Source organism: Tissierella carlieri, from assembly GCF_018917285.1.
Taxonomy (GTDB): domain Bacteria; phylum Bacillota; class Clostridia; order Tissierellales; family Tissierellaceae; genus Tissierella; species Tissierella carlieri.
On record NZ_JAHLOH010000028.1, the window covers coordinates 1 to 13,013 of the forward strand.

Below are 13,013 nucleotides of genomic sequence, written 5' to 3' on the forward strand. Positions count from 1 at the left end.
AATTTATAGACCCTTTTACTGGGGAAAAAATAAAAAACTAAATATAAGAAGAACCCCTTTAGGGGTTGCTTGAGAAAATAAAGCGGTTGGCAGACCTTTCAATGTGTCTTGAGACACAGCAAGTACCATGCCCTTATAGGGCTAGAGCAAACCACCCGTTTTACGGGTGGTCATGATTTATAAAATATTGTGTTAAGTCTAGATAAAAGGGTATTATATAAATAAGTTAGGCAAGCCTAACATTAGAATATTTTGGAGGAAGATTATGAATATAAGTAAAGAAGATTATCTAAAAACTATATATGAGCTTGGTGGAGAGAAGGAGCAAGTTAGTAACAAAGATATTGCTAAAGTACTTAAGATATCACCCCCTTCAGTGTCGGAGATGATAAAGAAACTATTACAGGATGGATACGTTGAATATACAGTATATCAAGGCATAAGACTTACGGAATATGGAACTGAAGAAGCTAGGAAGATTAGAAGGAGACATCTTCTATGGGAAGTTTTTCTTGTGGAAAAATTGGGATACAATCCAGAAGAAGTACACGACGAAGCAGAGAAATTAGAGCATGTGACTAATAAGAAACTAGAGGAAAAATTAGATGAATATTTAAATTACCCCAAGGTATGTCCCCATGGGTCAAATATAATAAGGGAGGAATAAATAATGAAAAGAATATTAATTCTAATGATGATTATATCAATGTCAGCAGTTGTTGTAACGGGATGTGGAAATTCAAATAATGCAGCAAATGATGGTAGATATAAAGTAGTTGCTACTACTACTTTGGTTGCAGACCTTGTGAAGTCCATTGGTGGTGAGTATGTAAATGTTCAAGGGCTTATGGGACCAGGAGTGGACCCTCACTTATATAAGGCAAGTGCTGGAGATGTTAAATTAATGCAAAATGCAGATATGGTAGTATATAACGGACTTCATTTAGAGGGAAAAATGGGAGATATATTTGAAAATATAGAAAGTAGCAAAAAAATGATTTTAGCAGTATCTAAAGATATTGATGAATCAAATTTTATTGATTTTGTAACGAATCCTGGAAGCTCCGATCCTCACATTTGGTTTGATGTAAAACTTTGGAAAGAGGCGGCAAAAACTGTAGCAGAAGGACTTAAGAAACTAGATGGGGAACATGCAAGTGAATTTGACGCTAACTTGGAAAAGTATTTGGGAGAACTTGATGAACTTGAAGAATATATCCATCAAAGAATATTAGAAGTTCCACAAGAAAACAGAGTTCTTATAACTGCTCATGACGCTTTTAACTATTTTGGCAATGCCTATGGATTTGAAGTTAAGGGGTTACAAGGTATAAGTACTGCATCTGAGGCTGGGACATCTGATGTTAGTCAATTGGCAAAATTTATTGTAGAAAGAAGGATTAAGGCAATATTTGTTGAATCATCAGTTCCAAGAAAAAGTATTGAAGCATTGCAGGAAGCTGTGAAGGCTCAAGGATTTCAGGTGGAAATTGGAGGAGAACTTTATTCAGACTCTACAGGAGATGCAGGAACTGGAGCTGAAACGTATATAGGTACATTTAAGGCAAATATAGATACAATTGTTGATGCTTTGAAATAATTGAGTAACAAGGAGGAAGGAAATATGAATCTTGATTATATAATAGAAGTTGAAGATATGACAGTAGCATATCAAGCAAAGCCGGTTTTATGGGATATAGACCTTAATATCCCAAAATCTGTTTTAATGGCTATAGTAGGACCAAATGGTGCAGGAAAATCCACATTGATAAAAGCTATGCTAGATTTAATAAAACCAGTATCGGGTAATGTACTATTCAATGGTCAAAGTTATAAGTCTCAAAGGAAACATATAGGATATGTACCTCAATCTGAAAGTGTAGACTGGGATTTTCCGGCAAATGTTTTAGACGTAGTTCTTATGGGACGATATGGAGAACTAGGATGGATAAAACGCCCAAGAGAAGAAGATAAAATTAAGGCTAGAGAAGCCTTAGAAAAAGTAAGTATGTCGGAGTTTGCAGATAGACAGATATCTCAACTATCTGGTGGACAGCAACAGAGAATATTTCTTGCAAGGGCATTAGTCCAAGATGCAGATATATATTTCATGGATGAACCTTTTAAAGGTGTAGATGCTAAGACTGAGAAAGCCATAATATCTATTTTAAAGGAATTAAAGGAAAGAGGAAAAACCATAATAGTTGTCCATCATGATCTTCAGACGGTGGAAGAATATTTTGATTGGGTAGTATTGTTAAATACTCAGATAATAGCTAGTGGTCCTGTTGGTGAAGTCTTTACAGATGAAAATCTAAAGAGAACCTATAGAAGTACAGGGCAAATTTTGAAGAGGTAGGTGAGGAAATTGTCAATATTAGATCTTATTTTAACAGATTACACTTTGAGGATCGTATCATTAGGCTCTGCATTTCTAGGAATAATATCTGGCGTATTAGGTAGTTTTGCTGTTATAAGGAAAGAAAGTTTATTAGGAGATGCAGTTTCCCACTCTGCACTACCAGGAATTGCATTAGCGTTTTTAATGACTCAAACAAAAAGAACAGAAGTATTGTTAATTGGAGCATTAATATCAGGGCTATTATCTACATTTATAATCCTCTCTATAGTAAAATATTCGAGAATCAAATTTGATAGTGCCCTAGCATTGATATTATCAGTTTTCTTTGGAGGAGGAATTGTTCTCCTAACACATATCCAAAAGATACCCAATGCGAATCAAGCTGGTTTAGAAAAATTTATTTTTGGGCAGGCATCTACATTGCTTAAGAGGGATGTTCAAGTTATGGGAATACTAGGAGTAGTTTTAATAACATTAACTATTATCTTTTGGAAGGAATTTAAGATAGTATCATTTGATGCAGACTATGCAGAGAGCCTTGGATTCTCTATAAAGAGGATAACAACATTATTGTTTTTTATGATAGTAACAGCTATTATTATAGGACTACAAACTGTGGGAGTTATTTTGATGAGTGCCATGCTTACAGCTCCAGCAGTGGCTGCCAGACAATGGACAGATAAACTATCTATTATGGTAATTCTATCAGCAGTATTTGGAGCAATATCAGGAATTATTGGTACTGTATTAAGTTCAGTAATTTCAAAATTGCCTACAGGTCCAATGATAGTAATAGTCATAAGTATAATAGTAATAATTAGTCTAGGATTTGCACCTAATAGAGGATTAATATGGAGATACTTTAGAGATAGAAAAAAACAAAGAGAAATAAATGAAGATCAAGTGCTAGTGAATCTTTATAATTTAGCTATGAATCATGAAGATATAAATCATAGTCATGATATTTTCATAATCAAGCCAAATAAATCTATGACTGGGAGAACAGCAAAAGAGCTTATGAATAAACTGGAATCATTAGGAAATAGGGGGCTTGCTAAGAAAGATTATTTTAATAAATGGGCAATTACTGAAAAGGGTTTAGACTATGTGGAAAATTATTTTAAGAAGGAGGAGTTATAAATGTCACCACAATTAGAGATTCAAATTATATCGGTTATAGTGGCAGTGGCATGTTCTCTTCCCGGGGTATTTTTAGTACTGCGAAAGATGTCTATGATGTCAGATGCCATAACACATACAATTTTATTAGGCATAGTAATCGGATTTTTTATGACGAATAGTTTAACCTCTCCCTTTTTAATAGTGGGAGCTGCCCTTATGGGAGTATTTACCGTATTTTTAACTGAAATGTTAAATAGCACTAAGCTGGTATCTGAGGATTCTGCTATAGGAATAGTATTTCCGTTACTCTTTAGTATAGCTATAATAATCATATCCAGATATGCTGGATCAGTTCATTTAGATACAGATTCCGTACTATTAGGGGAGCTGGCATTTGCACCCTTTGATCGTATGAGAATATTCGGAGTAGATATAGGAGCAAAATCTATGTATTCTATGGGGATTATTTTAATAATAAATCTTTTATTTGTAATAATATTCTTTAAGGAGCTTAAAATAGTAACTTTTGATTCTGCACTAGCAACTGTTTTGGGATTTTCACCTGCATTAATACATTATAGTTTGATGACTATTGTGTCAATAACTGCTGTTGGAGCATTTGAATCTGTAGGTTCTATTTTAGTAATTGCTTTTATGATAGGTTCCCCAGTAACTGCATATCTTCTTACAGATGATTTAAAAAACATGCTCATTCTAAGTGGTCTGATTGGTGGATTAAATGGAATTCTAGGCTATCAACTTGCTTCTGTTTTAGATGTTTCCATAGCTGGTTCTATGGCATTAATGACAGGGATAGTATTTTTGTTGGTATTCATATTTTCACCTAGAAGAGGTCTCTTAACCACTATTAATAGAAGAAAGCGTCAGAGAATAGAATTTGCAGGAAAATCCTTAATGTTTCATCTATATAATCATGAAGGTAAGGAAGATGGAGACTTGGAAAGTGGAATTCATACTATCGAGAAGCACTTACAGTGGAATGAGCAGTTTTTGAAATCAATAATAAAAGAACTTAAAGGAAAAGAAAAGATCTATGTAGAAGATGGCATAATTAAATTAACTGAATCGGGAAGAGAATATGCTATAAGAAGTTATGAGGAGATAATATCTGGATTTGAAACTGGTAAAAAATAAATTATATATAATAAATAACTCATAGGAGGAAATATGATTTTAATATTTGCAGTAGATAATAATTGGAACATTGGATATGATGGAGACTTGCTATATAAAATATCAGAAGATTTGAAGCGGTTTAGAAGGCTTACAGAGGGAAATATTATTGTAATGGGGAGAAGAACATTTGAATCCTTGCCAGATAAAAAAGCATTGCAAAATAGGATAAATATTGTAATCACTAGAGATAAAGAGTATAAGGCAGAGGGTGCAATGGTAATTAATTCTTTAGAATCATTATTTCCCTTATTAAAAGAATTAAATCCCAATGATGAAATGAAGAATTTTATAATAGGTGGAGGAGAAATTGCTAAGCAGACTATTTCTTATTGTAACAAAGCATATATAACTAAGATTTTCAAATCCTTTGAAGATGCAGACACCTTTATTCCAAATTTGGATGTACTTGATGACTGGAAGATAATAAAGGAATCAGAAGTGTATAGGCAAGATGATCTAGAATATAAATATGTAGATTATATTAGAGTTAGGTAAGGGTTCCCCTATGACTATTTAGTTATAGGGGAATTAACTTTAGAAATGAAAATATTGTAATAATAGAGGATTTATTTTTATATAAATATATAGTAGTCAAGGAATAAATTAACTTTAGGGGGATTATATGGGGGGACTCTTAACTTTATCATTGTTTATTATAGGCTTAATAATGATAGTAAAAGGTGGAGATTGGTTTCTAGACGCTACAATTTGGATTGCAGAAAAGACAGGAATCTCTTTTGGAATAATAGGTGCTACTGTAGTCAGTGTAGCTACTACTTTACCAGAGCTTTTTGTTTCTACATTATCAAGTAAAGAAGGTTTTACCGATATGGCAGTAGGTAATGCATTAGGTTCTTATATATGTAATATTGCTTTTATAATAGGAATTTGCTCTTTAATAAAGCCAATAAAGGTTAAAGAGTATTTTTTTGGCATTAAAGGAGCTATGATGTTTGGATATCTAAGTATTTTCTATTATTTTGCGTCAGATGGTATGATTAGTCACAATGAAGGTAGAATTCTATTATTTTTAATTATATTATTTATTTTTATCAATATATTTGATCATAAGAATGAAAACGGAAAAAGAAAGAAAGTACATAAAAAGTCTATTAAAAAAGAAGAAGTATTTATAAATAGTGGTAAATTTGCGTTAGGAGCAATTTTAATTATATACGGTGCACATATACTAGTAGATACTGGAGTAGAAATAGCGAATTTCCTAAGAATTCCTAAGCAGGTAGTGAGTTTAACTTTACTTGCAGTTGGAACATCATTGCCAGAGTTAGTTACAGCTTTGGCAGCTACTATAAAGGGAAAACAAAATATATCTGTAGGCAATATAGTAGGAGCTAATATATTTAATATGACTGTAGTTATGGGAATATCTACTTTAGCTAGTTCTGAAGGGTTAATAATATCAAGGCAAACACTGACCCTAGATGTTCCTATGGCTACAATCGTGGCGTTGATATTTATATTGTCAGGAATAGTTTTCGAAAAGATAGGAAGACCTACAGGAATATTATTATTAGCTTTATATGGAGGCTATCTATGTATTTTATTTTAGCATAATAAAACATAATGAATTAGAGCTACTAGTTATTAGTAGCTTTCTAAAATCAAACTAATTTTTTCAATTATATATAATTTTAAAATAATTATTTACAGAAAATTATGATATAATTGCTTGTAAGAAGTATTGAGAGTAAAATTCTAAAAGGTTAGTAGGGGGAGATCGGCTTGAAAGTATTGATTGAAAAGGATTATAAAACTATTAGTGAAGTAGCTGCAAAGATGATAAAGGATGAAATAGAAAGAAAACCTAATTTGACATTGGGACTAGCTACAGGAAGTACTCCTATGGGAACTTATCAAGAATTAATAAGGTTATACAAGGAGGAGGGATTAGATTTTTCTAAAGTAACTACATTTAATTTAGATGAATATGTAGGTTTAGATAGAGATGATCCTAATAGCTATAGTTATCATATGAGGGATGTATTATTTAACCATATCAATATTAAATTGGAGAATACATTTATACCAAATGGGAAATCAGAAAACCTAGAAGATGCTTGTGCATCCTATGATAAAATAATTAGAGACAAGGGTGGAATAGATTTACAGATATTAGGGATTGGAGAGAATGGGCATATTGCATTTAATGAACCATCAGATAAATTAAATATATATACTAGCATCGTAAAGTTAGATGATACAACTATCAATGCAAACTCCAGATTTTTTAATTCAATTGAAGAAGTACCTAAAACTGCTATAACTATGGGAATGAGTAGTATAATGGGGGCGAGAAAGATAATTTTAATGGCCCATGGAAAGAAAAAGGCTCCTATTGTAAAAAAATTACTTGAAGCTAAACATATTTCTACTTATATACCTGCAACCCTTCTTTTATTGCATCCGAATGTTACATTTATTTTAACTGAAGAAGCTTATGAAGCTTAAAGATAAAAAAGGTGATAATATGAGAACTCTAATAAGGAATATAAATTTAATTAATCCCTATGAAATATTTTTTGGTTACGGTGTAGTTGTAGAACAAGATAAAATTGTTGAGATAAATATAGAAGATAATATAAAAATAGAAAATATAGATTTAGTTATTGATGGAAAAGGAAATTTCCTAGCACCTGGTTTTGTTGATATCCACAATCATGGAAACATGGGATTTGATATTATGGATAGTACTGAGAATGCCATAGATAATATTGGCAGATTTCATTTGAAAAATGGTGTTACATCTTATTTAGGAACGGTAATAACATCTTCCTATGAAAATATGTCTAATGCAATAAGAAATCTGGCAAACTATAAAAATAAAAAGGAATTGTCTCAACTAATAGGAGTACATCTAGAAGGACCATTTTTCTCCTTAGATAAAAAAGGAGCACAGCCAGGTAAGTATATTAAGAATCCCAATAAGGAAGAGATAAGGGAAATTTTCAATATATCTAATGGTCGTCTAAAAATGGTTTCTATAGCTCCTGAAACTTCTGGAGCATTAGATATTATATCTTATTTAAAGTCTAAGGATATTATAGTGGCATTAGCCCATAGCAATGCAAGCTTTGAAGAAACACAAATAGGAATAAACTATGGTGCTACTGTAGCTACACATTTATACAATGGGATGAGAGAATTTAATCATAGAGAGCCAGGGATAATAGGAGCAGCATTGTTAGACGAAAGAGTATACTGCGAAATTATATACGATAGAATTCATTTACATGATGCTGCAGTAAAAATTGCTGTCAGAATGAAGGGGGTAGATAAGATAGTACTTGTATCAGATTCTATGATGGCAGCAGGACTTTCAGATGGTGATTATGAGCTGGGAGGACAAAAGGTAATAGTCAAAAACAGTACAGCTAGATTAGAAACTGGAAGTTTAGCAGGATCTACTCTGAATCTAAGAGATGCGGTATATAATATGATATATTATTTAGATATTCCTATAAATGATGCAATAAGAATGGCAAGTTTGTCTCCTGCCAAGGCTATAGGAATCAATGGGCATAAAGGAAGTATTGAGATAGGTAAAGATGCAGATATGATATTAATAGATAAAGATATAAATGTACTCGGTACTATGGTCATGGGAGAATGGAAATTCTGTAGTAACTAATAAGATTAAGTTTAAAGGGGGGATAGATTGAAGGTTATTGATAAGGTATATAATACTCTTTTAGATTTAGAGCTAAAAAAGAAAACAGGTGTATCTGCTACGGATATATCAAAGAAGTTAAACTTAGATAGGTCTACGATTAGTAGATATCTCAATGCTTTATATAATGATAAAAGGATAGAGAAAATAGATGGAAGGCCTGTTCTATTCCAATCAATATCAAATAATACTCTTACCTCCTCTGATAACAAATTTAGTGATGAATTAAATAGTTTAGATAAACTAGCTGGAGCTAAGCAGGGTTTAAGTGTTCCTATAGAAAAAGCTAAAGCCGCTATTATATACCCACCAAAAGGTCTTCATACTTTGTTGTTAGGGGAAACTGGAGTTGGAAAATCTTTATTTGCTGAGCAGATGTATGAATATGCTAAAGAAGTCGATATACTAGACAAGGATGCACCCTTTATAAGATTCAATTGTGCAGATTATGCCAGCAATCCTAATCTTTTAACAGCACATATCTTTGGAGTAAAAAGAGGTGCATTTACGGGAGCTGAAACTGATAGAGATGGACTTTTAAAAAAAGCTGATAAAGGAGTACTTTTTTTAGATGAAATACATAGATTAACTCCAGAAGGGCAAGAGATGTTATTTACATATATAGATAAAGGTTTTTTTAGGCCTCTTGGGGAGAGCGAAAAGTCGATATATGTAAATGTTAGGATAATAGCTGCTACTACAGAGGAACCAGAATCATATTTGCTGCAAACCTTTTCTAGAAGGATACCTATGGTAATAAGATTACCAAATTTACATGAGAGGTCTTTAGCAGAAAGATATTCTTTGATAGAATCCTTTATTAGAGAAGAATCACGTAGACTTGGAGAAAGTATTTATATCAATAAAAACTCAATTATTTCTTATTTATTATATGATTGTCCAAATAATATTGGCCAATTAAAGAGTGATATACAACTTTCTTGTGCCAAAGCCTTCTTAAATTATAAAGCAAATTTAAATGGTTTTCTTACGATTAATCAAGGGGATTTACCAAATCATGTAAGAAAGGGTTTACTTTATTTGAATGAATATAGGAAGGAAGTAAATGAATTACTAGGTGGAACTAATGATATATTGAAGTATAGTGAAATCGAGGAACCACCTTTAAAACTTATCCATGAAGAAGAAAATATAGGTGAAGATTTTTATAACATAATTGAAGAAAAAATTGATACCTTCAAGATGTCAGGAATGGACGAATCAGATATAAATGAGATTCTAAGCATAGACATAGAATCTCATTTTCAAAAATATATTGGAGAAATAAGTAGACGCTATAGGAAAAACGAAATCCATAGTATAATTAACAAAGAAATAGCAGGAGTAGTTGAGGAGATTTTATTATTAGCTAAGGAAGGTTTAAATAGGGAATATGATGAGAGGATATATTTTGGATTATCTTTCCATCTTGAAAGAAGCGTCGAAAGAATTAGAAATGGAGAAAAGATATATAATCCTAAATTAAACTTTATTCGAATAAATTATGAAGATGAATTTATATTTGCTATGAAGATAGCAAAATTAATAGATAATAAGTTTAATATTGAAATACCAGTAGATGAGATAGGATATTTGGCTATGTTTTTTGCATCTGATTATTTCAAAGATAAAAAGGAAATAGAATCAAATGTGAAAATTATTGTTGTAATGCATGGTCGAAGTACCGCAAGTTCAATGGTAGAGGTAGTAAATAGTTTAATAGGTTCTGATTTTGTTGTAGGCCTTGATATGCCATTATCTATGAAGCCCCAGAAAATGTATGAGATAACGAAAGATAAGGTCTTAGAAATTCATAGGGATAAAGGTGTTATTTTAATGGTGGACATGGGTTCCCTAACCAATTTTGGCCATATGATTACTGAAGAAACTGGTGTTGAAGTTAGAACAATTGATATGGTTAGTACTCTAATAGTTTTAGATATTGCAAGAAAAGCAATAATAGGATATGCATTAGAGGATATTTTAGGATCAATTAGTTATAAAGGAATAATAGATACTTCACAAGATAGGAATAGAAAAAAAGAGAATATTATTGTTTCCGCTTGCTTTACAGGTGATGGAGTAGCAAAGAAGATATCGGATATCGTAAGCAATACGATATCTAATAAGAATATTAAGATAATTACTATTAATATTATTGATGACAGAAGGATAGAAGACAGAATAGCAGAATTAGAGAAGAATTATAATATACTAGCTATTATAAGTGCAGTTAATATAAATATAAAATCAATACCATTTATTTCTGCCATTGATCTTTTTTCAAAGGAAACTGTGAAAGAGTTAGATAAAATAATTAAAGAAGCTGAAATGTATGATAAGATATGGGATTCTCTTAAGGAACATTTAGTACATTTAGAAAGCGATTTGATAATTAAAGATATTAAATACCTAATAAATGGACTAGAAGAAGGATTAAATATCAAAGTAACAAATGATGTGAAAATGGGCATGGCTCTCCATATTTGTTTTATGATCGATAGCCTTTTAGCTGGGGAAAAAACCAGAATATTTGATGAGCTAGATAGTTTTAGGAAATTATATCTAAATGAGATGTTAATAGTAAAGGAACAATTTAGGTTCATTAATGAAAATTATAAGATTAATATCGGAGATAATGAAGTAGCCTATATTGTTAGGTTGTTTATGGAAAATAATATTAGTGTGTAATAGTGTGTAATTAATTACACACTATTTTCTTATAATGAATAGGAAAGTTCTACTTTAATAATTAATATCAAGAATTTGATCTAGTTGAGTTTTAAGCAGATTGCTGAGAACTTTGATTTCGTGGAAGTCGCTTATACAGTGGGCAAGAGAAGTTATCTATAATGCAACCTTAGAAATTCTTCTCATATATACATAGAATTAACTAATATTAGTGGATATACTGTATTGGCACATATATTGCAATATATATTGATGCACTGATTATTGCATATATTGTGAGGAAAAGGAGGGATTTATTTGTATAATATCGTATTAGTATGTTCAGCAGGAATGTCTACCAGTTTGTTGGTGACAAAAATGCAAAAAGCAGCAGGGGAGCAGGGAATAGAAGTAAACATAAAAGCTGTTGCAGAAGCGGACTTAAAAAACAATTTAGAAAATCTTGACGTATTACTTTTAGGACCACAAGTCAGGTATATGCTTTCTAAGGTCAAAGATTTAATGGAGCCTAAGGGGATTCCTGTGGATGTAATAAACAGTGTAGATTATGGAACTATGAATGGGGCCAAAGTATTGGAGCAGGCTATTTCAATGATTAAAGGGAAGTGATCATTTATTCTATTTTAAAAGGGGGATACGTATGAAAGGCTTTATGAAATGGATGGAAGAAAAATTTGTTCCTGTTGCAGGTAAAATTGGTTCTCAAAGACATCTTGCTGCCATAAGAGATGGTTTTGTTGGTATTATGCCTATTGTCTTAGCAGGTACATTTGTAGTTTTATTAAATAATACCATAGGTGTTTGGATTCCAGCCATAGGAAATATACTAGGACCCATTAACGGTAATGTTTGGTGGGGTACTCTAGCTATACTAGGTCTACTGGTGACATTCTCTATAGGATATAATCTTGCAAAATCCTATGGTGAAGATGGTTTAGTAGCAGGTTTGGTTTCCGTAGCAGCATTTATTACTACTTTACCTCAAGCTCATGGAGACGCAGGATGGGGATATATACATTGGGGATTTTTAAATGCAGGTGGAATATTTACAGGTATGATAGTAGCAATAATCGGAACAGAAATATATGTAAAATTAACTAAACGTGGATTGATAATTAAGATGCCTGATACTGTGCCACCAGCGGTAGGTAAATCATTTGCAGCAGTAATACCAGGATTTATTGTTTTGATGCTTTTTGGTACATTGACTCTTATTATCGATAGAGCAGGATTAGGTAGTTTATATGATTTAATATTTAATCTAATTCAAAAACCACTTATGGCTATTACACAGGGTATGGCAGCAGTTATTATAATGCCTATTTTAATGAACCTATTATGGTTCTTTGGAGTACATGGTGCAAATATATTTGAGCCTATTATGCAATCGGTATATTTACCGGCTCTTACCGAAAACTATGATGCTATAATGGCAGGAGGGCAAGCTCCGCATTTAATTACAAAGGCATTCTTCGATTCGTTTGTTCATTTAGGAGGCTCTGGTGCCACTTTAGCATTAATACTTGCAATCTTTATAGTAATTAGAAAGAGAGAGGAATATAAAGCAGTTGCTAAACTCTCACTTCCTATGGGAATATTCCAGATTAATGAGTCTGTAATATATGGAATTCCAATAGTATTGAATCCTATATTATTCATTCCATTTTTAATTATACCGGGAATATTAGCCACAATTGCATATTTAGCCACAGCTACAGGAATAGTTCCGCCAACCTATGTACAAATACCTTGGATAACACCTGTAGGTATTGGAGCCTTTATGGCAACAGGTGCTAAGGGAATTGGTAGTATTATAGCAGCATTATTAGCTTTAGTGAATTTTGCTATAGCGACTATAATATATATTCCATTTGTAAGAATGGCAGAAAAACAGGCATTAGATAGAGAAAAAGTAAAAGGCTAATAAAATTGGGGCCGTATAGGCCCCTTTAA

12 protein-coding genes are annotated in these 13,013 nt (G+C 32.1%); all 12 read left to right on the forward strand.

The genetic code is table 11. The annotated features are described in order from the left end of the window. Positions 1-265: 265 nt before the first annotated feature. Positions 266-667 (forward strand): metal-dependent transcriptional regulator, encoded by a 402-nt coding sequence (locus KQI38_RS08555; protein WP_216558159.1) that lies wholly within the window; start codon positions 266-268, stop codon positions 665-667. A 3-nt stretch (positions 668-670) separates the two neighbouring features. After that, a complete protein-coding gene (locus tag KQI38_RS08560) occupies positions 671-1,600 on the forward strand; it encodes a metal ABC transporter solute-binding protein, Zn/Mn family (protein ID WP_216558163.1) in 930 nt (309 codons plus the stop codon). A gap of 24 nt (positions 1,601-1,624) precedes the next feature. Further along, positions 1,625-2,359: a metal ABC transporter ATP-binding protein gene (locus KQI38_RS08565; protein WP_216558168.1), complete on the forward strand. Its 735-nt coding sequence runs from the start codon at positions 1,625-1,627 to the stop codon at positions 2,357-2,359. A 9-nt stretch (positions 2,360-2,368) separates the two neighbouring features. Further along, the gene (locus tag KQI38_RS08570; RefSeq protein ID WP_216558172.1) at positions 2,369-3,502 is read left to right on the forward strand and encodes a metal ABC transporter permease; all 1,134 of its coding nucleotides are present in this window, start codon (positions 2,369-2,371) and stop codon (positions 3,500-3,502) included. Next, positions 3,503-4,639, forward strand: a complete 1,137-nt coding sequence (locus KQI38_RS08575) for a metal ABC transporter permease (protein WP_216558175.1) — start codon at positions 3,503-3,505, stop codon at positions 4,637-4,639. 33 nt (positions 4,640-4,672) lie between these two features. Continuing rightward, a complete protein-coding gene (locus tag KQI38_RS08580; RefSeq protein ID WP_216558178.1) occupies positions 4,673-5,176 on the forward strand; it encodes a dihydrofolate reductase in 504 nt (167 codons plus the stop codon). 127 nt (positions 5,177-5,303) lie between these two features. Then, positions 5,304-6,251 (forward strand): calcium/sodium antiporter, encoded by a 948-nt coding sequence (locus KQI38_RS08585; protein ID WP_216558182.1) that lies wholly within the window; start codon positions 5,304-5,306, stop codon positions 6,249-6,251. Positions 6,252-6,424: 173 nt separating this feature from the next. Next, positions 6,425-7,150 carry a glucosamine-6-phosphate deaminase gene (gene nagB / locus KQI38_RS08590; RefSeq protein ID WP_216558186.1) on the forward strand — a complete coding sequence of 242 codons (726 nt, stop codon included), beginning with the start codon at positions 6,425-6,427 and terminating at the stop codon, positions 7,148-7,150. Next, complete coding sequence (nagA, locus tag KQI38_RS08595) at positions 7,140-8,330, forward strand: N-acetylglucosamine-6-phosphate deacetylase (RefSeq protein ID WP_246565722.1); 1,191 nt, start codon at positions 7,140-7,142, stop codon at positions 8,328-8,330. Before nagB ends, nagA begins: the two co-directional genes overlap by 11 nt. Positions 8,331-8,357: 27 nt before the next feature. Next, positions 8,358-11,060 (forward strand): sigma-54-dependent transcriptional regulator, encoded by a 2,703-nt coding sequence (locus KQI38_RS08600; RefSeq protein WP_246565724.1) that lies wholly within the window; start codon positions 8,358-8,360, stop codon positions 11,058-11,060. Between the two features lie 297 nt (positions 11,061-11,357). Continuing rightward, positions 11,358-11,669, forward strand: coding sequence for a PTS sugar transporter subunit IIB (locus tag KQI38_RS08605; RefSeq protein ID WP_216558189.1), 312 nt, complete (start codon positions 11,358-11,360; stop codon positions 11,667-11,669). A gap of 31 nt (positions 11,670-11,700) precedes the next feature. Further along, positions 11,701-12,984: a PTS sugar transporter subunit IIC gene (locus KQI38_RS08610; protein ID WP_216558192.1), complete on the forward strand. Its 1,284-nt coding sequence runs from the start codon at positions 11,701-11,703 to the stop codon at positions 12,982-12,984. The last annotated feature ends 29 nt before the right edge of the window (positions 12,985-13,013 follow it).